We start from the raw sequence: 24,780 nt of genomic DNA, 5'->3' as shown, positions 1-24,780 counted from the left end.
ACCCAGCTTTTTTATTGAATAATAATAACATCAGCTTCACTTTTACGCAAACAAAGCTGATAACCAGCCACACGGATCGCCATAGGATCGCCCAGAGGAGCAAAACGTTCCACCTCTACTACCTCACCCGGTAAGCAGCCCATCTCCATTAACTTTACAGACATATCCAAATCTGTAAAGGCTACAATTGTTCCCTTTTCTCCAACTTTTAGGTGCGACAGTTTCATGTGCTAAATTTGTCGCAAGTTAGCCTTTCTTTAGATTTATTCCAAATAAGATAATGCGGTGGGGACGATAAATTATACAGCTTTACCGTAAAATGATTTAATCCCGCTGCCTTCCTCCTCCAAAGCCACCTCCACCATTGCCACCACGGCCTCTACCACCATCTCCGCCTGCCCTAATCATGTTTTTTCCTCCCATGCGATTTAAAGAATAGGTAAATGAAAACATGAAATAACGCCGCAATACATTGTAGCTCTCATCACGTATGGTATTATTATTGGCTGTGCGGCTTACGCCTTGATTTTCATTTAGCAAATCATTCACTGCCGCTTTTAAAGTACCCCTGTTTTTGAAAAATTGCTTGCTTATGTAAGAATTTACTAAAGTAAAACGGGTATCAAAACCCTCTCCCCTACCTGTATTTTGGTTATAGTCTGCATCAACTGACCAGCGGATATCACCTGGAAATAAATAGCTTACACTAATATTGGGGCTAAAAGTATAATATCGTGTATTGGAACCGGATTGAACGGAATAGGTAGCCCTGTTTATTGAACCATTAACGCCTGCGGTCAGATCAAGTTTATCCAGGTTGGAAACTAAACGGTAACCATTATTAATCGACCAGCTATTGGTGATGTTCTTTAACGTATTGGTAAAGTTTACATCCCTGCCGTAGTTGCCGCTAATGTTGATATGGAAATTAAGTTTATTTTCTGTCATGATGGGTAAACTTAATGAAGAAGATAAAGAACCTGAATAAACGCCATTTACGTTTACAGGCAAAACAGCAAATTTACCCTGGTTAGCCCCACTCTCGATCAAACTGCTGCTATTGGCAATTTTGTTCGAGGTTTGGGTAAGGTTTATATTTATAAATAACGACCTGTTTTTACCGGGCGTAAATGTGTTATAGGCAATGCGCAACGTATTGTTGAACTCAGGTTTCAAATCAGGATTTCCCAATGGTATACTTTGCGTATTGGTATTGTTTGGAATAGGCTGCAATTGCTGTATGGAGGGCTGACTGGTGCTGCCCCTGTAATTAAAAACCAATCGCTTGCTGTTGCTGAAATTATACCGAAACATGGCAGAAGGGGTATAGTTAAATACGTTCTGTTTTAGTATAAATCCTCTCGTAATGTTATCGTTTTTCCGATCGGTATTCTGAACGGCCATCCCTACATTCCAGTTGTATTTTTTAGCCATTTTATTAAAACTGAAACCAGCCGTATTGGTTAAAATCGTGTTTTCATAAACGTTACTTAACGAATCATTCAGCAAATCATAATTTAGTGTAGCCGGATTAAAATCGTAGGTAAAGCGCTCAGAGGTATTGTGATTATAGCCGTTCTGGTAGTTAAACTCAATGCTTAATGTTTTATTTAATGGCTCTGTGTATACCAACCGGGTATTTTGGTTAATAGATTCGCTTTCCTGATCATTAAGCTGGTTAATAATCTTCTCTGTTTTAACATTATCTTTTTCGCGCGTTTCAGGATTGTAATTATAATTATCGGCGTCGTTATTGTTGATATTGGTATTAAGATTCAGCGATAACGTCCTGCCGCGGCGCATAAACTTTTTTCGCAATAAAATATTGTTGCTGACAGCTGGCGATGTATTATGGTTAGTTAACCGCTGAGCGCCATCTGTAGTATAGGTACCAAAATCACGGGTATAAGTACTGCTGTTCACGCTTTCGTTATTGGTATAGCTTAAATTTGGCTGTATGCGCAAGGAAGTGAGCGAATCCAGTTTGGTATCGACCATAAAATTTAAACGGTGGTTCAAACGGTCTGCAGTATTATTTTGGTTGTTGTTGAAAACTGTGGTTACATTACCCAAAAGATTTTGGGTAACACTGTTCCTTAAAATCAGGTTATCAGATTTATTAACGAAATAACTAAAATTAATTTCAGTTTGATCGGCATACACATCCGAAAAGTTGACCCCACCGGCTTTGGTATCGGTAATACCACTACGTCCGCCATTGCCACCCCCGCCACCCAGGCCACCACCAAAATTTTGCCTGTTCACATTGTTAAACTGAGCCACTACACTCAATCGCTTATCCTGATCGAAATGGTTGATATTCGCATTCACATCGTAATGGTCATCAGAACCATAACCACCGGTGCTATTCCCGAAATAGCCATTTTTTTTCTCCTTCTTTGTGGTAATATTAATGATTTTGGTTCTTGAACCATCGTCAATTCCGGTAAACTGTGCCTGATCTGAAAGTTCATCAATAATCTGAATTTTATCAATCATATCGGCGGGAAGGTTTTTAGTAGCCAGCAATGGATCATTGCCAAAAAATTCTTTACCATCAACCCTTACCTTGGTAATGGTTTCGCCCTGGGCCTTCACTGTTCCGGCTTTATCGACCTCTAATCCTGGCAATTTCTTTAACAGATCTTCTACTACAGCATTCTCCACCACTTTAAACGAGCTCGCATTAAACTCAAGCGTATCCTTTTTTACTACAATTGGTGGGATTTCGGCTTTAATATCAACCGTTTGAAGATCAATCGCCCCTCCTTCCAACACAATATCAGCGAGGGTTATATCTGCTTGATCTGCAGTAATTGTAAAATCTTTAGTGGCATTTTTCAAACCCAAATACGCTGCATATAATCTGTATTTACCCGGCTTTAAATTTTTAAAAACAAACTTCCCATCTTCTGTGGTATTTGCAGCACCTACTGTACTTGAGTCTGCCAGATTTTTAAGCGCTAAAGAAGCATAATCAATTGGTTTTTTATCTGTCGATTGGATAATCCTTCCGCTAACAGAACCCGTTTTCTGGGCGTATACATAAAAAGATGATAAAATAAGTAGAAGGGTAAAAATTTGTTTCATTCGGTTACTTTGGCTTATAGCATAAAGACAGCAGGCTGTTATAAAGGTTTATTTTGTTTTGAGTAACAATTGAAATACATAAAATGTCAATTGTACATTTAATATGGTCAGATCTCTTAAAATATAAAAGTCCCGAATCAGACCGGAACTTTTATTTGTGTTTAAAAACCAACTAATATCAACAGGATTGAATTTTATAGGCAATGGTTGCTAAGGTTTAATTACATCCTCATGCGGCCTCCACCACCGCCACCACCACGCTGACCTGGCATCTGCATATCGCCGCTCATGTTTCTACCCCCAATGCGCGTTAATGAGTAGGTAAAGGAGAACATATAATAACGTCTTAACACATTAGAAGTTAAATCAACGATTGAAGTACCCGTAGCGGTCCTGCTCACCCCTGTGTTCTGGTTAAGTGCATCATTTATAGAAAACTTGAATGTTCCCCTATTTTTAAAAAACTGACGGCTGATGTAAGGATTAAGAATGGTGTATTCCTGGTTAAACAAATCACCGCCACCAAAATTCCTATAGTAATCGATATCAATAGCTAACCTGATATTGGCTGGCAATACATAACTGACATCAAAACTAGGATTGATGGTATAATACTGTGTATTGGATGATGGCCTGGCAGAAAATGTAGAGTTCGTATAACTTCCGGTTATACCTCCTGTTAAATCAAATTTATCTACATTGGTAACCAATTTATAACCATTTGAAATGGTGTAACTATTGGTTACATTCTTTACCAGCGCGTTGCTCAACTGATCTGCAATAAAATTCACATTTCTGTTATAAGAGCCGTTACCGGAAATATTCAGCGTTAGCTTACGCTCTGCCATCAAGGGCAGAGACCAGGTGGCATTGGCATTACCTGCATAAACGCCGTCAACATTAATATAACTTACCTGCTGAACACCTCCTGACAAAGGTACAACCGTGTTCCCGATGGCGTTAAACGTTTGCGTAAGATTTAAACCAGCAAAGAAAAAACGACCAGTTTCAATATTAAAATTGTTAAAGTTAATTCTCAACTGGTTATTAAACGCAGGTTTTAATTCAGGATTACCCAAATAAATGGTTTGAGCGTTTGTATTGTCAGGTATCGGTTGGATCTGATCAATAGTTGGCTGATTGGTTGAGCCACGGTAATTGATGAATAAACGCTTGCGGTTACTAAAATTATACCTGAACTGTGCTGACGGTGTAATATTGATAAAATTCTGGGTCCGCCTTAAACCTGTTGTTAAATTGGTATTTACCCTATTGGTCTGTTGCGCAGCTACGCCGATATTCCAGTTGTATTTTTTCTCGGTTGTAGTTAAACTTAGCCCTGCCGCATTGGTTAAAGTACGGTTATTATAGATATTGGAAAATGTATTATCTACAAGGTCAAATTGTAGCGTTAATGGATTGTAATTAAATACATCTCTTTGCGAATCGCTATTTGAATAACCGTTCTGATAATTAACCTCCACACTTAAAGTCTTGTTTAACGGTTCAGTATAAACCACTCTTGTGGTATTGTTTATGGAATGACTGCTGGTATTGTTTAACTGATTGGTAATGGTATCTCTTGCTACTGTTCCTTTTGTAATTTTGTCATTTCTATAGTTAAGGTTCGTCCCGTCATTATCGTTAATGCTGGTATTTACATTTAAGGATAACGTGCGGCCTCTCCGTTTAAAGCTCTTGCGGATCAATAAATTGTTACCAATGCTAGGTGTTGCTGTAGTTGTAGTATTCTGCTGCGAACCGACTGTTGAGCCATCATCAAGTATTCTGGTATAGCTGTTTAAATTGTTACCATCGGTTTCGGTATAAGCGAGGTTGGGCTGTATTTTAACAGATAAAGATGGGTTAATTTTGGTATCGACCATAAAATTGAAACGGTGGTTAATCCTGTCAGAGGTATTATTTATCGCTTCATCAATGTTGTTGGTACCGCCAGCGAGGTTCTGGGTATTGGAGTTTTGGATAAGTTCCGAATTCGCCTTATTAAAGAAATAACTGGCCTGAAACTGGGTCCCATCTTTATAGGTATCGGCAAAGTTTAAACCTGCTGCGTTTGTAGTGGTAATTCCGCCACTTCCGCCGCCATTACTTCCGCCACCAAAACCACCACGTCCACCACCGAAGCCCCCAAAACCATTGCCTACACCTCCGCCCTGTCCAAAATTCTGCTTGTTTACATTGTTAAACTGACCGATAAAACTAATCTGCCTGTCATCGTCAAATTTGTTTACGTTAAGGCTCGCATCATAACGGTCGTTTGAACCATAACCAACTGTACTGTTACCGAAGTAACCGTGTTTCATACCATTTTTTGTAGTGATGTTCAAAATCTTGTTTCTTGTTCCATCATCAATGCCGGTAAACTGGGCCTGTTCAGATAGTTCGTCAATTACCTGAATCTTATCTACCATGTCAGCAGGAAGGTTTTTGGTTGCCAGTAAGGGATCATTGCCAAAAAATTCTTTACCATCAACCTTTACTTTGGTAATGGTTTCACCCTGAGCCTTTACACTCCCGTCTTTTGCTACCTCCACCCCTGGAACCTTTTTCAGGAGATCTTCTACCACGGCGTTTTCACGTACTTTAATTGATTTGGCATCAAACTCCAGGGTGTCCTTTTTCACCACAATAGGAATGGTAGCGGTAACATTAACGGTTTTCAAATCAACACCATCATCGCTCATCGCTATTTCGCCCGCGTTTACCGCTGCTTTGGCCACTTCTATATCCTTGGTTGTTGTTTTTAAACCCAAAAAGGCAGCATAAATCCTATACTTACCCGGCGCTATAGCTTTAAAGGTAAAACTTCCGTCAGGATTGGTTTGACCGGAAGCCACCACGCTAGAATCTTTCAGGTTTTTAACTGCTATGGTAGCAAAGTCAACCGGTTTTTTATCTTTCGCATTAACCACTTTACCGCTTATTGAGCCAGTATTTTGAGCCTGGGCCAGATATCCACAAAATAGGAGCATAATGAATATTGCCCGCTGAACGTTTCTTTTCATTAAAAAGTTAGGTATTATATTATAAAACTAAGCTATCAGACTAAAGAAAAGTCCAAAGGTTTGTTAAGGTGTGTTAAAAGCTTGGTAACATTTTAAATACAGCCTAGGGGAGATATTCAGGCCAGAAGAAAAAGCGGTCTGAAGGAAGGTTATTTTTGAGATGAAGGATAACTCTGGTAATATACTTTTGGGCAGTTACAGTCTTTTTTAAAGATACTACAGCCGCTTAAACATACCGCTACGATTACACATAGAATGCTAACTTTCCTTCTCATTGAAATTTAATTTATGGAGCAATACATAACTAAAAACGGCCATTGATGCGCCTAACATATCACAGCCAAAATCCCACCATTCTGCAGAGCGGTAGGTAAAAACCTTCCATTGCAGTAATTCTATTCCGCCACCGATAATGGCATTGATGAGCAAAATCTTAAAGATGGTAAATGTTCTGAAAGCGTAAGTATGCTGATATTTAATTTTACCAAAAAAGAGCAGGACAGATAAGACAAAAAAGAAGCCCATATGGGTCATTTTGTCAAAACCTTCAAAGAAAAAGCCGCTTTTTCCAACTGAATCGGAAATGTGCATATTACAAAACACCAAAACAACAAGCGTCCAGAGAAGGGCCCATTTTTGCTGTTTTAGTGCTTTGTACAAAATATCAGGAATTAAGCTCCTACCAGTTCCTGGTAAGCCTCTGCTGTTAATAAACTATCTAATTCAGCTGCATCCGCCAATGATACTTTAACCATCCAGCCTTGTCCATAAGGATCAGAATTAACCAATTCCGGATTATCATTTAATTCAGCATTAACTTCCAACACCGTTCCGGTAACAGGCATATACAAATCAGATACAGTTTTAACTGCTTCTACGGTACCGAAAACTTCTTCTTTAGCAACCTCACTACCTACAGTGTTAATATCAACATAAACGATATCACCCAATTCACGTTGTGCAAAATCGGTTACGCCGATATAAGCTTCATTACCTTCAACTCTAACCCACTCGTGGTCTTTGGTGTACTTTAATTCTGATGGAAAATTCATTATTTTATATTTTGAAAATAAGTTATCTAAGTTGTTGCTCTGTCAGGGCTTGCAAACATTTTAAAGCTTCCTGACATTTACACTCCAAAAATACAATTTACTTTCACATATCGCAATGCCTAATCCATTAACTTAGATATTAATTTATCAGCACTACGCTAATATATTGCAACATTTATCAATTGAACAAACATCTATTTTGCTAGGCTGCTGTTTCGACGATGTTATGCGCGGGTATTAAAACGCCGGCTTGTGACTCTATACTACAGCAGCAATTGCAGTGAATAAATAGAAACAATTAAACATCAGGTATATGGCATGACGGTGGCTGCTACTATAACCATTCACCTTAAATTATGATATTCGATTCAACCCATCAATAATTGATAATGAATAGTTCAAAATCATATGCTCCTCATATAGTACTTTAATCCAAAGTCATTATCCACACCAGTAATGATATAATAAATAATAGCGTAAATATGGATCCGATTATGTCAAATTTGCTCATAAACATTTGGTTAATAATAATCACATACGAAATGTTTTATCAAATGGTTTCCTCATCTTTTCATTTTACGATCACAATCTACACGTTTATTAAATTGTAGACATTTCCGAAGCGGTCAATTAATTGCTTCAAACACCTCATTACCAGATAAGCAGGCCGCTTTACACTATATTTATCCTCTTATTTTGTATTAAAAGTTTTTAGGAACTCAAAACGAACACAATTACGAATGGTGCTCGGGTAAGCTTGTTTTATTCACGCTGAGAACATGTAAAAAGATAACATTCAGAACTTATACCAGTAGCAACAGTATAATTTTAATCTTTCAAAGATGACTATACTGGTTTCAATCGGAAGTTTGCCCGCTTAACTAAAATTTCAGGGACATAACAACACATTCAATAATTACACCATTAGTTACGATGTAGTATCATGATCTGCTTCTTCCTAAATTGATTGCGTTTCTTCTGACACTGAAAATCGACTACCATTAGCATAAATGCCAAAATCAATAAAGTGATCAATAGCCAGTCCACCGTTGGACGGTCTCTCATAAAAAATACTTGGTTAGAATGCAAACATAGTAAAAAACTTAGTGTAACGCAATAATGCATATTTATGGTTATGATTAACGAACAAACGCATCTTTAGATAATAAAATGCATTAATGCTATTTAGCGTGAAGCGGTATATTATTCAAGCAATCCGATTAAATTACCTGCTATAGACACCGTTAAAGGCATGACTATTTTTATGGAATTGCCTGCTCTGGCTTGCCTTACCGACTAAAATCACCACTAAGGCACAAAGTAATAATAAGATTAACATCCAGTCAATTGTGAATTGCTTTTTCATTATCTGATTATTTAAAGACATGCAAATTTATCAAAAAATAAACGTAGTTCAGCAAATCCGCATCGCCAGATTAGGGTCGATACTAAGCCCTATACAGGAAAAATATGATCAGTTAAGAGCATTTGGCTTATAACCGGAGGATAAAGTCGCTACAATTCAAACCATAAGAAGATACTTGATCCTGCAAATGAGTGTTTTTTTTTCCAATCCTGCCTATTTATACATACAGAAAACATCACACCGTAAAAATATTAATTATTTGATTGCTAACAGATTAGAAAATACCGCAATATATACAAACATATTAGGAATATCTTTTCTGTTGGAATTCAAATCTTTTAAATGAAAAATTACGTATCTATGTAAATCTAACCATACACAATACCTAACCAAAAACTAATTATGAGTAAGCTAATTATTATTGCAATTATTTTTTTCAGCTTATTTTGGGCAGTTCTGCTGATCGTGAAGCCCATAATCCTGGCTGTTTTTATCGTATTAACCAGCATTGTATTTTGGCTGAATACCAGATATGCAAAAAGCATAGAGTAAAGCTTTAGCCATAGGAAACCTTTTCAGGAATATGGGTTTCCTATGCCAAAACGGCTTAAATTTCCGCTCTTAGCTAAACAAAGCCCCCCTATTCATCCTCTGCTGCCCCTTAACAAAGAAGGACAGAAATTACAGACTAATATCCTTAGGCTGCATGATATACAAAACGGGTTAGTCAACCGTGTGTGTAAAAAATATGTATTGCGATCATCCAACTTGTAAAAAACAACAATGCTTGCAGAAATCTGTGTATAACAGTGCAGTTTAAAGGAGATGCAAATGCAGCATCAGGTAATGATATTAGAATGTTACTGTTAATAATATCAAACATCATTAATTCAATGTAAACCTTAAGCTAAAACCAAAATTACTGAAAGAGGTATTAAAGGTTTGCGAAGTATAAGGTTTTGTAATATTCGAATCGTAAAATAACTTGATATTAAATTTCTGATTTAACACATAATCTACACTCGGCCTTAAGGTAATATTCTTGGCTCCCGAAGATACTTCTGCTTCAATGACATCGGCACGATAGATAACTGTTTTGTTATCACGGATGGCCACATCCAATTTAAAATCCATATTGTTATCCATTTTGAGGCTTTTAAACCATCCGAACGGAAAGCGGAATTTATTGGTGCGATAGCCCAGGCCCAATACCATATTATTTTCAGACAACTGTGCCAATTGACTGTTCGCCAGGCTAAGCCCCAGCAAACGCGACCGGTTTAATTCGAAAGAAGCAGTGAGGTTATTTTTAAATCTGGTATCCAAACCAACTAATGGAGAAAAATACTCAGAAATGGTTACCTGAGCAAACTGGTATTCAGGCAAAAAATTATTATTCACATCTCTACTGCTAACGGCGCCGTTCGTTTCCTGATAACGCAACAAGGTATTAAATCCATTAATATTATAAGCTGAGCGATAGCCATGACGGATATCGACAGATGAAAACTGATCTGCAATAAATGGAATACGGGTTAAACCACTATACGTCAGGGTCCAGTTTGGAAGTGGTATTTTAGGGAAAGCATTCATTTTTGTTCTGCCGGCATCCTTGCCAGAATAAGCAGCCATAAAAGCAGAGATGATTACATCCTGGCTTTCTTTGCCGTATCCATCTGCGTACCCTCCACTAATGCCAGCTGAATTTGGGTTTTGCGCGCCCAGCCTTCTCGAAATAATTATCCGGTTAGCCATAAACTGATTGAATAATTCAGAGACAATAGCCGAGTTGCTTTCTTTAAATGCCGTACCCAAAGCGATGTATGATACACTATAATCGCCTGTAGTAATTGCACTCAGATTCTCAAATGATGATGCACTGGCTACATACCTAAAATTGGTACTAAAATTTCTGGTTTGTGCTTTATTGGCTTTTAAAGTAATCCGTAAATCTTTAAACGGTTCAACCAAGCCTGTAAACTGAAAATCTTCGCGCAGTGTATTAACATATAACTGGTTCTGTAAGGTATCGGTTGTTAACCAGCCATTGCCAAGCGCCATCTCGCGGATATCGCGCTGACTACCAAAAACGAACCCCAAACCAGGCGCGCCTGTAGCCCTGTCGATACCAAAAAACTGTGTTGTTGGCATATAACCTGGAAGAAAAATACCTTTTGTCTGCACAAAACTGGCATTAACATTTTTTAAGCTGGTTAAGATATTGATAAAAAAGTTCTTCGCTTTGCTCCCATCCTGATCATTCCCGGCATTTCTGATAAAGCCAAATTTGTTGTATAGCGCAGTCAGGTTTAACGTTGGGTTCACCTGAACGGTTCTGCTGTTTTGTACCGTATTACCTAAATTTATATTCGGATCGCGTAAGGTAGATAGCGGCTCCGTTTGCCAGTTAAAGTTGGTTCCATAACGGGTTTTTACGGTCACCCAGTTTAGTCCCGGTATTTTATCAATCGGTAAATTATAGGTAACGTTTAAGTTGTGGTTATAATCGGTTGTACGTCCTAAGCGCTTTAGGTTCTGCCAAACGGTATCACGTTTAATGCCATCAATTCTGCCATCCGGTTCATCTATAATCGAATAATTTGTGGCATTAAAATCCAGCTGTAATGAACGTGTAAGGTTCCACGCAATACCATAAACACGGCTCATGGTAAAGTTTTTGTTAAAGGTAGTGCCGTATCCGCTCTGGTAAAGCCCAATAGTATTGTTCGGATCGTTATTCCGCAAGGTATTTTCTGAATATAAACGGTCTACATCAATTCTGAAATTAATGGCGCTAGGAAAAATACTAAAGTTAAAATCCCTTAACAAAGCCAGCATGTTCGATTTTATAATCTTTTCAAAAGGGGCTATTGTTTTGGCTTCTTTTGAATAACTGTACTGTAACGATGCCCTGTAGGTATTCTGAATGCTGTTTTGATTAATGAAATCACGATGATTATATTGGGTATAAGCATAACTTGCAGCAAAATTTTCAATATCCCAGAGTTGGGCAGGTTTACTGGTATTGGTACGTTCCTTCCTAACATTGGTGAAGTTGATGCCCCTCCTAATGGTATAATCCTGTGCGAAATTTAAAATCGAATCTTTTTGCTCCTTGGTAGATTGTGATAATGCATTTTTGAGCTCAATATCTGGTGTCCTTGGATTGAATTGCGGCGTAGAAACCTGTTTAGAGTAATTCACGAACATCGGTATTTTCACACCCGATTTCTGTGGCAGGAACTTGCCCAATTCCATTGCTGAAGAAACATCAAGCAACACATTGTCTGCACGGTTCCGCTCGCTCACTTTCGAATCAATAGATCCAAAACCAATGGTCGATTTACTTCCTGAAATATTTACATCTGCAAAATCGGCCAGTTTCAAGTTCAGTCTTCCTGTGGCTGCCCAACCGCCTCTTTCATCAAATTCGGTTAACCTTAATTCGTTAAACCAAACCAGTGCATTTTTATCAAGACCATCATCATTCTGCTCATCATTGGCGGCGCGGAGCGGATTTTTAACACCCACCATATATACCCGAACCTTGCTCATGTCAGGCTGCCCTTTAACAATGATTGTCCTTGTTCCATCGGTATAGGTAAAGGGAACATTTGCAGGCCATGGCTGCCCGTTCGCTTGTTTGGCAACGTTACGGGCTAACTTAGCATTCTGAAAAAGCGTTAAGTTAATATCCATTCTATTGGCTTCAGGCCAAATGGCATCGGCATCTCTTGTACCGGGGTTAGTAACCTTTAACGGAATTACATATTCATAATAGTTATCTTGATTGTCGGTACCAATCCGCAAGAACGCTGCAACATCATTATCATTTAAAACCTGGTTATTAACCGCTTCAGCATGAATAAACATTTCCAGATGTTTATAAGACCTGAAATCACTGTAAGCTGTTTTAAATGCTGCTCTACCGTAACCATCTCTTAACGATTTTACGGTAACCGATAACGATTGCTCATTTAAACGTGTATCGCCCCGGTAATTGCTATAGTCTCGCTCGCGAAGAATACCAGGAGGCGTTACATACGGAATTGGTGAACGTTTGCCGTTCTCTTCAATGTTTACCGTCGAAACTTCAATGGTAGAATTATCAGGAGTAAGTGCAGGTAAAGAAGGATCTACAATTACTTGCGAAGCCTGGTTAGCAGCATTAAATTCCCTCCATTCCCCACGGATCAATTGCAACTTCGCGAAACGCATTACGGCAGTATCGGCAAAATTGGTCATAAACATCCTAAAGAAACGGATAGATTTAAAATCCTGGATACCGCCCACACGATCTTGATACTGGCTGATCGGGATTCTGAATTGATACCATGAAACGGCCTGCGTGTTTCCATTGGCCAGTCTCACCTGCGAGGTGACTTTATCAGTAATAAAGTTCTGTCCAACATTTAAATCACCCGGGCGCATCGAAACCTTATATTGAAAATACTCATCGCTTTGCGTCATGTTATTATCGCGGTTGATGTCTTCCCCGTCCGGTAACGAAGTGGATGCCGAGTTTTCAAGGCCTAATTCTTCCTGCGACTGCTGTGATGTTTTAGAGTTTCCTTCTGTTCCGTTGTATTTTTCATAACGCTTAAGAATACCTGCATTGATCTGATCTAATGCCGGTCCCCTGAAATAGGTGTAGTTATCTGATGATGGATCGGCATCAATTGCTGCCGAAGCTGTTGCATTCAGTTGCGATTTGATCTGCGTAATTGCCGCAGCAAATTTTACTTTCTCATCAGCATCTGATAATCCGTCCAAACCTACATCCTGAGCCCTACGCGAATTTGGATCATTATCGAAAGCCTGCACTACGGGTTGTAGTTTCGGCACACGCCCCCAAACGGTTTCATCATATTTGCTCGGATCGTTTGTAGCAGGCAAACCATTTTCCAAAGATTTTCTACCATCTTTCAGAATATCCTCTGATATGTTTCCGAGGTTGAAATAAATATCACCTCCCGCCGAATTCGGTTTATAAATAAATGGATCCATTACCCAAAATTCGATAAAGCCAACATTTAAGGCTTCAAAATCATTGGTTTCGATTTTACGCTGAAAACCGCCCCAACTGTTCCTGGGCTGCAACAAACTTCCATCCGGCCTGAAATCAGTAGTACGGAAATTATATGGCCCCCTAACAGTTGGATAAAAGGCCACATCCAAAGTGGTAATGTTTAAAGCCTGCCCTGTTGCGGTTTCCTTAAATGGAAAAACCTCCTGTTCAATTACCTCTCTTACGTAGTGATTAGAAAGTTCGGTCCGGTTGCCCCTGATATTGGCAGGTGTAGTAGAAGCGGCTGAATTGTAAAAAGTTGGATCGATATTGTAAAACGCGATCCTCGCCCGGTTATAACCGTATGATAAATCGTTGGATTTATTAAATTCCGGAAAAAGCTGTGGTGTACCGGATAGTTGCCAGGCAATAGCACTCTTTAAATCGATTACCGATCTTGAAGCTTCGAAATCATCCAGATAACTTACCCCGTTTTTACTGCCTGCAAAATTCAGCGCTCGCGGATGACCGGGAATCAGTTGCGCAAATTCACCATAAAATGTTACACTTGATGGTGCTTTGGTTGAAATGAACGGCAGTTTATCGACCAGTTTTGTTAAAAATCTTGACGGTGAACTGTAATTAATATCTGCTCCCCAAATGGTATTTGAAATAGGCTCTTCTCCAATGTTTACCTTCTGGGTTAAAGGTTTTTCGGTCAGGTTCATTATTGTACCGCCGAGATTTAATTTATTATTTACACGATAATCTAAACGGGTTCCGAAAAGCGACCGTTGCTGCAAACCAAAGGTTTCACTGTTTTCTGTGGTAATCCTGATGGGTTGACCAGATACCAGAAGTGCCTGATTGATGATGCTTACCCGGCCACCCTGATAATCGACGGTAAAATCTACGCCCTCTGTTAGTGGCATCGTTCCTGCAAAAACCTTTACCGAGCCTTCCGGAACGTTAATGGCATTCAAGCTGAATTCAGAAGAAATGTCAGACTGGTAATTTACCCTGATGGTATACCTGTTCTGGTTTTGGAATAGTTGCCTCGCAATGGTTTGTGTTGAATCGTATAGTGCCGTAAATGTATATTTATTAATCAACGCCTGTTCACTCGGTAAAAACTTTGCAGCCAGATCTTTACCAAAGGGTTCAATTACCGGAAAAATAATTCTTCCATTTGCCGGATCGATGGTAATATAACCTGCATTGGTATTGGTAACCAATGAGGTTTGTCCGTTGCTGCCTACACCGAACATACTGGCCTGATTGGCATTACTTGCTGTAGAATAAGATCCAAAAGCATTGTTTGCTGCCACAAAATCGAAAACTCCATCAGGTTTCCGTTCGTTCTGTTGATTCAGACGATCAAATTCAGTTAGGTTAATCCACTGCTTGTTAGCCGTATTCTGACCTTCGGTCATGACCGGATTATCCACCCCTGTTTCATTATCAATACGGTAAATATCAAGTTTAAAATTTTGACTGCTGATCTGGTAGCCACCAATGGAGTAAATATTTTTCATCATCAGATCCCAGGTTGGCAGCTGTATCTTGGTCGTTTCGTTCTTTAACAACTTAGCATAAAGCATTTTTGGATTAGCCGCATCAAAAGGAACATCGGTAGAAAACTCACCCACCTGATATTCTACACCATTATAGGTATAGCGGTAGGCAACAGCTAAAACCTCATCGGCATTTAGCGGGTTGTTTAATGATAAATACCCCAACTGTGGCTGAAAGGTAAATTCCCGCTCTGTTAACTTTCTGGCGTAAACCAGTTTGGCAAAGTTATCGGTATTGCTACTGTTAGCTGGGGTTGTTTGGAAGAAAGAAAGGGCTGCATTAGAATTTGTTTGCCTGATTGCTCCGCCCTGATAAGCGTTTAACTGCGAGATCAGGTTGTTTGATTGTTGTGCGAAACCAGTAGCGGTAGTTCCTGCCGGTAAGCCTGAAGTTCCACCTGTAATTAATACATTGTTGAAAGGAACATTTTCACCCAGGTCCATTAAGCCCAATACATCTCTGGAGTCGGTTGTACTCCCTGCCTTATTGGTAATCCAAACTTCAATTTTAGTAATCTGTATAGGTGAAGTGATAATAGGTGCGTTGGCCAGGTTCCTGTTATAATTATTTCTGAAATATTGCGATAGGAAATAGTGTTTATTGGCTTCGTAGCTATCAATGCTTAATGTCGTGGTATTTTGCTGTGCGCCATTGGTAATTTTAATCTCTCTCGATTGCGATTTTTGTTGAGTATAAACACTGGTTACGTTTAAACGTCCAAATTTAAGTTGCGTTTTTATACCAAAAAGCGCCTGTGTTCCGGTAATCAATGAGGTATTTAAAGGCAAACTTACGTTACCCGCTTCTATTTTCTGAATAATATCATCTGCGCCTCCTGTATAATCCAGTTTGATCTGATTTTCAAAATCAAACTGTGCTTCGGTATTGTAATTACTTTTAATTTTCAGCTTGGTACCGATATTTCCAACAAGGTCCATCTGGATCCTCTGGTTAAAATCGAAATTGGTCTGCACCCTTTGCCTTTCGTTAAAAAGTGGGTTTTCGTTTTTATTTATCCTGCCCAAAAAAGTAAGTTCGGCCTCGCCACGAGGCTGAATATCAATTGTTGTACCTCCGAATAGTTTTTCAAAAGCTTTACTGTTTACCTGGATTTTCGGAATAATGCCGGTAGTTCTGTAATCGCTTACTTCAGCATTGGAAATACTACGCCAGTTCCCCCTTTTGATTTCGCTGTTTACCAGGCGCTGGTACTCATCAATGGTTAAATACTGGGTATTAAGGACAAATTTTTCTCCTATCAGTTCCTTAACCACATAACGTTTATTCTTCGCGTCGTATTCTACAACTCGTTTTAAATTACTCGGAGATGGATAAAATGGATGAACTGCCGAACCAATCCCTAATTGTTCTTTTTCACGCAGGCTGAAGTTATTTTTAGGCTTAACCGTATCCGTTTTGCCTGCAACAACTTGAGAATAAGTAGTTTGAGAAGCAGTTAAAAAGAGAGAAATGAGAAAAAGAAATGTAGATATTCTCTTCAAAGGCGTTAATCTATAAAGTTTTCAAAGCTTGTTTAATTAGTTGCTCTACCGAAAGACTTCCTTCCGTCACTTTTAATATTTGGTCTATAGTTTTTTCGGCAGTTTGTTTGGCGAATCCGAGCATTACCAATGCTGATAACGCTTCATCTTTAACAGTATTGTGTTGAGGCATAGAAATTAATGAATCTGCCCCTTCTTTTTTTAATTTATCCTGTAGTTCTAAAACCAGGCGTTGTGCGGTTTTTGCACCCAGGCCTTTTATCCGCTGTATCAGTGGCAAGTCTGCTTTAACAATTGCAGTTTGAATCTCTATTGGTGTGATGGAGGACAAAATCATCCTCCCGGTGTTTGGACCGATGCCCGATACCGAAATTAAATGTAAAAATAAACGGCGTTCGCCCTCATCAGCGAAGCCGTATAATGTATGTGCATCTTCTTTTACATGCAGCCAGGTATATAATTTGCACCTTTCTGCATCGCCCAAAGCGCTGTATGTGTTTAATGAGATATTTATATGATAGCCTATACCTCCGGCCTCAACCACAACATAAGCCGGGTTTTTGAATGTCAATCTACCATCAATATAGGCGTACATGTAATATTACTTTTTAGTTGTTTTCCCAAATATACCTTTTCGTTTCGATGTTGCAATTTCTTCTTTTCCCTGCACATCTACAACAGCTATGGTAACCATATTAACAATTTCGCGTACAGAACTACCTAATTGAACAATATGAACAGGTTTATTCAGTCCTAACAGGATTGGACCCACTGCTTCGGCACCGCCAAGCTCTTGTAACAATTTGTATGCAATGTTTCCGGATTCCAGATTTGGGAACACTAAAGTATTGGCCGGGGCATCTGCCAAAGTGCTAAATGGAAAATTATCCTGCAGCAATTCATTGTTGATGGCAAAATTCCCTTGCATTTCTCCATCCACTACAATTTCGGGATAGTTTTTATGAAGAAGCTTTACGGTTTCCCTAACTTTATTGGGGGTTATCCCATCGTTAGAACCAAAATTTGAATACGATAATAAAGCAATGCGCGGTTTAATGTTAAACTGTTTAACCGATTTATCGATCAGCAAAGTGATATCTACTAATTCCTCTGCCGTTGGATCTACGTTTACAGTTGTATCGCCAAAAAACACAGGACCTTTTTTGGTCATCATCATGTACATACCGGCAACGCGTTTAACACCTGGTTCCACACCGATTACCTGAAGGGCCGGTTTAATGGTAGCGCCGTAATTTTTAGTTAAACCCGAAATCATCGCATCAGCCTCTCCAAATTCAACCATCGAAGCACCATAGTAGTTACGGTCTCTTAATAGCTTTGTCGCGTCGCGCATAGAAGAAACCCCCTTGCGCTGGCGTTTTTTGAAAAGTGCTTCTGCATATTGTTTGGTTTTTTCAGGATTCTGCATCTGATCGATGATCTCTACGCCCCCGAGTTCTAAAGCATGCTCATCAATAATTGCCTGTATTTTTTCGCGGTTACCCAATAGGATCGGAATGGCAATATTTTCATCTTTGACGATCTGGGCAGCTTTTAAAATTTTATAATTATCAGCCTCTGCAAACACCACCCGTTTAGGATCCATTTTCGCTTTGGTTGTAACCGCCCTCATAATGGCATCATCTAAACCTAAACGTTTCCTGAGTTCTTCATTATAGGCATCCCAATCGGTAATAATTTTTCTGGCTACGCCGCTTTCAATTGCAGCTTTTGCCACAGCCGTTGATACTTCGGTAATCAACCTAAAATCAACAGGTTTTGGAATAATATAATCGCGTCCGAACTTTAAGTTTCGTGCATTGTAAGCCAGGTTAACCGCTTCAGGGACTGATTTTTTAGCCAATTCGGCAATTGCCTTAACCGCAGCAATTTTCATGGCTTCATTAATGCTGGTTGCGCGAACGTCGAGCGCGCCGCGGAAAATATAAGGGAAACCCAGCACATTATTTACCTGGTTCGGATAATCAGAACGGCCTGTAGCCATGATCAGATCTTTACGGGTTTTGATGGCCAGATCGTAGGCAATCTCAGGATTTGGATTCGCCATTGCGAAAACAATCGGGTTTTTGGCCATCCCCATCAACATGTCCGGAGATATAACGTTTGCTGCCGAAAGTCCGATAAAAACATCTGCCCCTTTCATGGCTTCTCCAATATTGGCAATATCCTTCCTTGTGGTAGCGAAGCCCATTCGGATATCATCCAGGTCCGTACGGTGGATATCAATCAATCCATTGATATCGAACATCACCAGGTTCTCTTTTTTAACGCCTAAGCTCAGGTACATTTTAGAGCAGGAAACTGCGGCAGCACCTGCGCCACTTACCACAACCTTAATTTTATCTATTTTCTTTTTCTGGATTTCGCAGGCATTCAATAATGCTGCACCAGAAATAATGGCCGTTCCATGCTGATCATCATGCATTACAGGGATATTCATCTCCTGTTTTAAACGTCGCTCAATCTCGAAACATTCAGGCGCCTTGATATCTTCCAGATTGATTCCTCCAAAGGTTGGCTCCAAAGCTTTAACGATTTTTACAAAATCATCTACATTTTCAGTATCCAGCTCCAAATCAAACACATCAATGTCGGAGAATATTTTAAATAAAAGACCTTTGCCTTCCATTACAGGCTTGCCCGCTTCGGGGCCGATATTGCCCAGCCCTAAAACAGCTGTTCCGTTACTGATTACTGCAACTAAATTACCCTTAGCGGTGTATTTGTAAACATCCTCTGTATTGTTTGCTATCTTTAAACAAGGTTCTGCAACTCCCGGAGAGTATGCCAGGGTTAAATCCCTTTGTGATGTTGTTGGCTTAGTAGGTACTACTTGTATCTTTCCCGGACGGCCCTGCGAGTGGTAATCCAACGCATCTTGCTTTCTATTCGTATTACTCATTAAGTAACTTATTAGTGACGGCGCAAAGGTACAATTCTTTTTATGAGGCTTAAAATAAAAAGCCGTTCAAAAAAAGTAAATGGGCAGGTAAGAGATTGAAGTCTAGTTTCTGATTTAAATGGGAAAAGCAAGCGGACTGACTTCCTTTACCGATGGACTCCGTTATGGCAGCAATATTGCCCCAAAGAAATTTCACCGCTATTCCTTTAGATATAAATATCAGATTCCAGACAGGCTGTGAATTATCCTTTGCTGATTTTCAGGATCATCCCAGCTTGTAAACCGGCTTTTGACAAATTATTATCTCTTCTGATACTTTGTACGGTTGCCCCGTCAAATCGCTCTGCAATTTCCGATAAGGTATCGCCCATTTTCACTTTATAACTGAAAAACGATGATGGCGCTTTTAATGGTTTGTGGTTTTTGGCATAGATCTTCAACCTTTGGCCAGGCACGAGTGTTTTGCTTTTTAAACCATTCCAAACCCTTAAATCTTGTACTTCTACACCAAATTTATCAGCAATTGTGTTTAAACTTTGTCCTGAGGTTACTTTATGAAAAACTACAGCTGATGCAGTTACGCTTTTATTCTTTTGCTTTCTTAAATCCCGGACATCATCGGTACCGGCAGCCACCACTTTCATGTCAACCTCTACTTCCTGGTTGTTCAGCACATCATAAATACCTGCATAATCGATATCCCTCAACTTTGGCATTACAATACGCTTTGGTTCATCATCGGTGCCGTTAACAATCTTCTTCTTATACGATGGATTTAAAGCCATCATAGCCGATTCTTCAATATTAAGCACCCTGGCTAAGGTAGCCAGAGATACAAACCGGGTAGTTTGTACGGTATCGGTTTTGAGGAACATATTCGAGGCCTGTGCCGTAATCTGGTGTTTGTGAGAATAGTTCATTACATATACCGCAGCAATAAAGGCTGGCACATAATTTCTGGTTTCTTTGGGTAAAAACTGTCTGATTACCCAAAAATCCCTCGATCCTGCTTTATCAATGGCCCGGTTCACATTTCCCTTTCCACAGTTATAGGCAGCAATGGCCAGCAGCCAATCGCCAAGTTCTTCAAAAGCATCTCTAAAATAAGCTGCCGCAGCATAACTGGCCTGTATTGGATCTTTCCGTTCATCAACAAAGTTATCCATCTTTAAGCCGTAAGCCTTGCCTGTGCCGAACATAAACTGCCAGATACCTGTAGCGCCCACTCTCGAAATCGCGTGCGGATTCATCTGCGATTCTACTATGGTAAGGTATTTTATTTCCTGCGGAATATTGTAATCCTTTAATGCTTTATCAAAAATGGGGAAGTAGTAACTCGATAAACCCATCATTTTACCAAACATGTCTTTACGTTTGGCATAAATATCAATATATTGCTGAACGTATTCGTTATAGGGAAGGGGTACTGTTTTGGCAATAGAATCGAGCCGTAGCTTATAAATAAAGTTCTGCCCCATAGTCAAGGGGTTTTCGGAAACAGCCGGTACCGCTACGGTATCAGTATTGATAAAGATATTGTTACGAATCTTTGGCAGGCTATCCAGCTTGAGCGTTTGCTGCGCAAAAGAGGAAGAAATAATTCCTAAACAAGCACAAATTGAAGCAAAAAGTAATTTTTTAATCATGGGCTATTGGTTCAAATTTTCATTAACCATGGCTTGCATTCCTACAAAACCTTTATGCAGATTCTATCTTCTTTCCAATAAAAAAGATTGAGAGAGAACTGCGGACTTTCCAGACTATACCTGGAAAGCAGTTAATAAAATGTCATTGCCATACTTGATTATAATGCTGTTTGCATTAAAAATTGTGCGTAATTTCAATGACAATAAAACTATGATAAAAATGCCTGAGAAAAAGCCAGAAGCTTATCTTCCTCAAAATGTTTGGCTGTAAATTGTATACTTAACGGTAAACCTCCCTCATTATTGCCTATTGGCAAAGCAATCGCCGGATTTCCGCTTAAAGATGGTAACACTGTAAATATATCGGCCATGTACATCACCAGTGCATCCTGTAGGTGATCACCTATTTTAAAAGCTGCTGTTGGAGCAACAGGAGAAAGAATCAGGTCATAATCCTGAAATAAAACATCCATTTTTTCTCTGATCAGCCGACGTACCTGCTGTGCTTTTTGATAATAAGCATCGTAATACCCTGCACTTAAAACAAAAGTACCTAAAAGGATACGGCGTTTAACTTCTTCGCCAAAGCCTTCGGCCCGGGATAATTTATAAAGTTCATTTAGGGATTTTGCTTCCATGTTACGGTGTCCGTAATGAACGCCGTCGTAACGCGAAAGATTTGATGAAGCTTCGGCAGTTGTTAAAATATAATATGCCGGCACCAGATAATCCAGCAGATCAAAAGAAACATACGCTACCGTATGTCCATCAGCTTTGAGCTGCTCAATTGATTTTAAAATAGCAGATTTGATTTCGGGATCAAGCGCTTCGCTTTCTATCGTTTCCTTTAATACCGCTATCTTATGTTTTTTCTGTTCATTTAACAAAACAGGATAATCAGGCACGGTAAGAGGAGAAACTGTTGAATCGTAATCATCTGCACCTGCTAAAACCTGTAAAAGCAATGCTGCATCTTCTACTGAAGAGGTAATAGGGCCAACCTGATCAAAGGAAGAAGCGTAAGCAATCACCCCATATCTCGAAATACGGCCATATGTAGGTTTAAGCCCAATCTGTCCGCAAAATGCAGCCGGCTGTCTTACAGAGCCACCCGTATCGGTACCCAGTGCAGCTAAACACATATCAGCCTGAACGGCTACCGCCGAACCGCCTGAAGATCCACCCGGAACAAGCTCGGGGTCTACTGCATTTTTAGCCGGTCCAAAGTAGGATGTTTCATTAGAACCGCCCATCGCAAATTCATCGCAGTTTAAACGGCCTATAATAACGGCATCTTCCTGTAATAAACGTTGCACAACGGTAGAAGAATATGGAGATACAAAGCCTTCAAGCATTTTTGATGATGCCGTAACGATATGGCCTTCATAACAGATATTATCTTTAATACCAATTACCATCCCTGCAAGTTTACCTGCAGTTCCATTTTCTATCTTTTGCTGTACCGCTTTCGCCTGAACTTCGGCCGATAAAAAAAACACCTCATTAAATGCATTGAGGTGTTCATTATTTTTAATTTGCTTAAAATAATAAGCCAATAAATCGGGTAAAGTTAATTGCTTTTGCGAAATGAGTGTCTGAATCTCCTTCAGAGAGCTGTATTTCTTCAAAACTAAAAATTATTGCAATTAAACAGTTTTATCACGGTTAGATGGATCTACCTGATCTCCATCAACACCATCTTTACCATCTTTAAATTCTTTAACACCTTTACCTAAACCCCTCATCAGTTCAGGAATTTTTTTTCCACCAAATAATAACAATACCACTACCGCAATAATGATAATTTCTGGTGTTCCAAGCATTGCTGCTATTGTTGTATTTAACATAACTTTTTGTTTAAACTTTTTCTTTGTCTGTTGTTATTTTCTCCTCAGCTGGCTTAGTGGCTTCAGTATGCGCTGTGCCATGGGTTACGGTCTCATCAACAGGCGATTCTTCTGTAGGATGATGGCGCTGGTTGTGATTTTGTGCTGTTTCTTCTGCTTCCTCTTTATCCAGATCCATCGCATTGATATTTCTATGGATCTCACGCTTTACACCGTCAGAGGCATCTTTAAACTCCCTGATCCCTTTCCCAAGCCCTCTTGCCAGTTCAGGTAATTTTTTACCTCCGAACAACAACAGAACTACTACCAAAATGAGCACGATCTCCGATCCACCCATGTTTAAAAACTCTAATAACGTGCCTTGATACATCACTAATATAATTTATACAAATATAGACATTTTAAAAACTATTCTTTTATTTACTGATCCAGGCTTCCGGATTCAAAGCCGCCTGCCCCCTTCTGATCTGAAACTTTAGAACAGCATCATCACCGGTATTAGCCACCACTCCTATGGTTTGTTTGGTATCAACAGAATTACCTACACTCACACTAACCGATTTTAGGTTCTGATATACGGTAAAATATTCACCATGGTTGATCAGAACCACCGTTCTGCCCATCATTACCTGTACAGCTGCAACCTTACCAGCAAATACCGCTCTAACAGCCGCACCATCAGTTGTGGTAATATCCACACCGTCGTTGGTATAACTGGCCTGATCTAACTTATGTAGCCCAAATCTTTCGGTTATTGTTCCTGTTGCTACAGGCCATGGTAACCTTCCACGGTTATTTTCAAAGCCTGCCGATAGTCTGGCCGTTTCAGGAGTTGCCGTCAACAGTTCACTGGTTGATTTGGCTTTAGCGGTTGGTGTAGGAGGCGTTGCTGGAGCAGGTTTATTTTCTGCTTTAGCTTTAGCTGCAGCAATCCTTGCTTCCTCTGCTGCCTTCCTTCTTGCCTCTTCAGCCGCCTTTCTTCTCGCCTCTTCAATTGCCCGTTGAATCGCAGCACTAATGGCCCGATCTATCTGTGCCTGCTGTTTTTTGCGGCTGCTAATATCCTGTCTGAACTGCTTTTCGTCTTTGCTCAGTTTATTTAATTCAACAGCTTGTTTACTTTTATCTTTACTTAAACGTTCACGCTCTTTTTCCTGCTCTTTTAAAAGATCACTTTTCTCCCTAAGCGTTTTATCCAGTACCTTAATCTTTCCGTCCAGGTCTTGTTTTGTGCTCTCAATATATCCGGCCTGTTTTTTACGGTATTGACTGAATTGCTGCAAGTATTTAATCCGTTTATAAGCCTGGTTAAAATCCTTTGATGCAAAAATGAACATCATTTTATCATACGAATTTCTATTTCGCTGCGCAAATCGGATCATGCCTGCATACTCCTTTTTAAGATCGCCTAACTGACCTTGTAACGTATGTACGGTATTTGTGTTCTGAGAGATTTGATTATCCAGATTTTTTATTTCGGAGTTAATGGTACCAATTTTATCCTGGCGCAACCTAATCTGGGCATTTATGGTATTAATCTGCTGTATGGTAAGCTTTTTACCATTGGCAGTTTTATTCAAGTTCTTTTGAAGCTGTTCTATTTCACGTTGTATAGCTTCTTTTTTCCTTCTGAGCTGGCTTTCCGTTTGTGCAACCGCAGAGGTCGTTAACACGCTTAAAAAAAGGATAAATAGGAGTTTCTGTAGCTTCATTAAGCCAAAAGTATAAAATTTTTACAGTAAAAA

15 protein-coding genes are annotated in these 24,780 nt (G+C 39.5%); 1 reads left to right on the top strand and 14 read right to left on the bottom strand.

Annotated features, from left to right (window positions below):
- Positions 1-11: 11 nt before the first annotated feature.
- From BM107_RS10330 to BM107_RS24650, 6 genes are all read right to left on the bottom strand, one after another.
- Complete coding sequence (locus tag BM107_RS10330) at positions 12-227, bottom strand: FeoA family protein (RefSeq protein ID WP_055913318.1); 216 nt, start codon at positions 225-227, stop codon at positions 12-14.
- A gap of 97 nt (positions 228-324) precedes the next feature.
- Positions 325-3,090 (bottom strand): outer membrane beta-barrel family protein, encoded by a 2,766-nt coding sequence (locus BM107_RS10325; protein WP_090982948.1) that lies wholly within the window; start codon positions 3,088-3,090, stop codon positions 325-327.
- A gap of 221 nt (positions 3,091-3,311) precedes the next feature.
- Positions 3,312-6,116 carry an outer membrane beta-barrel family protein gene (locus tag BM107_RS10320; RefSeq protein ID WP_090982946.1) on the bottom strand — a complete coding sequence of 935 codons (2,805 nt, stop codon included), beginning with the start codon at positions 6,114-6,116 and terminating at the stop codon, positions 3,312-3,314.
- Positions 6,117-6,374: 258 nt separating this feature from the next.
- Positions 6,375-6,776, bottom strand: a complete 402-nt coding sequence (locus tag BM107_RS10315) for a VanZ family protein (RefSeq protein WP_090982944.1) — start codon at positions 6,774-6,776, stop codon at positions 6,375-6,377.
- Between the two features lie 11 nt (positions 6,777-6,787).
- Positions 6,788-7,168 (bottom strand): glycine cleavage system protein GcvH, encoded by a 381-nt coding sequence (gene gcvH, locus BM107_RS10310; protein WP_090982942.1) that lies wholly within the window; start codon positions 7,166-7,168, stop codon positions 6,788-6,790.
- A gap of 1,225 nt (positions 7,169-8,393) precedes the next feature.
- Positions 8,394-8,534: a hypothetical protein gene (locus BM107_RS24650; RefSeq protein ID WP_159435222.1), complete on the bottom strand. Its 141-nt coding sequence runs from the start codon at positions 8,532-8,534 to the stop codon at positions 8,394-8,396.
- A 402-nt stretch (positions 8,535-8,936) separates the two neighbouring features.
- On the opposite strand from BM107_RS24650, the gene BM107_RS24645 reads away from it, so the two are divergent.
- Positions 8,937-9,086, top strand: a complete 150-nt coding sequence (locus tag BM107_RS24645) for a hypothetical protein (protein WP_159435221.1) — start codon at positions 8,937-8,939, stop codon at positions 9,084-9,086.
- A 333-nt stretch (positions 9,087-9,419) separates the two neighbouring features.
- On the opposite strand, the gene sov is transcribed toward BM107_RS24645, so the two are convergent.
- The 8 genes from sov to BM107_RS10270 form a co-directional block, all read right to left on the bottom strand.
- Positions 9,420-16,619 carry a T9SS outer membrane translocon Sov/SprA gene (sov, locus tag BM107_RS10305; protein WP_090982940.1) on the bottom strand — a complete coding sequence of 2,400 codons (7,200 nt, stop codon included), beginning with the start codon at positions 16,617-16,619 and terminating at the stop codon, positions 9,420-9,422.
- 10 nt (positions 16,620-16,629) lie between these two features.
- Positions 16,630-17,214, bottom strand: a complete 585-nt coding sequence (ruvA, locus tag BM107_RS10300) for a Holliday junction branch migration protein RuvA (RefSeq protein ID WP_090982937.1) — start codon at positions 17,212-17,214, stop codon at positions 16,630-16,632.
- 6 nt (positions 17,215-17,220) lie between these two features.
- Positions 17,221-19,542 carry an NADP-dependent malic enzyme gene (locus BM107_RS10295; protein ID WP_090982935.1) on the bottom strand — a complete coding sequence of 774 codons (2,322 nt, stop codon included), beginning with the start codon at positions 19,540-19,542 and terminating at the stop codon, positions 17,221-17,223.
- Between the two features lie 242 nt (positions 19,543-19,784).
- The gene (locus BM107_RS10290) at positions 19,785-21,188 is read right to left on the bottom strand and encodes a lytic transglycosylase domain-containing protein (protein WP_090982933.1); all 1,404 of its coding nucleotides are present in this window, start codon (positions 21,186-21,188) and stop codon (positions 19,785-19,787) included.
- Between the two features lie 209 nt (positions 21,189-21,397).
- A complete protein-coding gene (gene gatA, locus BM107_RS10285) occupies positions 21,398-22,816 on the bottom strand; it encodes an Asp-tRNA(Asn)/Glu-tRNA(Gln) amidotransferase subunit GatA (protein ID WP_090982931.1) in 1,419 nt (472 codons plus the stop codon).
- A gap of 18 nt (positions 22,817-22,834) precedes the next feature.
- Complete coding sequence (locus BM107_RS10280; protein WP_029986031.1) at positions 22,835-23,035, bottom strand: Sec-independent protein translocase subunit TatA/TatB; 201 nt, start codon at positions 23,033-23,035, stop codon at positions 22,835-22,837.
- Between the two features lie 10 nt (positions 23,036-23,045).
- Positions 23,046-23,405: a Sec-independent protein translocase subunit TatA/TatB gene (locus tag BM107_RS25280; RefSeq protein ID WP_317614799.1), complete on the bottom strand. Its 360-nt coding sequence runs from the start codon at positions 23,403-23,405 to the stop codon at positions 23,046-23,048.
- A 46-nt stretch (positions 23,406-23,451) separates the two neighbouring features.
- Positions 23,452-24,747 (bottom strand): murein hydrolase activator EnvC family protein, encoded by a 1,296-nt coding sequence (locus BM107_RS10270; RefSeq protein WP_090982930.1) that lies wholly within the window; start codon positions 24,745-24,747, stop codon positions 23,452-23,454.
- Positions 24,748-24,780 lie beyond the last annotated feature (33 nt).

This window comes from Pedobacter suwonensis (assembly GCF_900111825.1).
Classification (GTDB): domain Bacteria; phylum Bacteroidota; class Bacteroidia; order Sphingobacteriales; family Sphingobacteriaceae; genus Pedobacter; species Pedobacter suwonensis.
The sequence above is the reverse complement of the archived record's forward strand: the minus strand, read 5'-3'. Positions and strand labels throughout refer to the sequence as shown.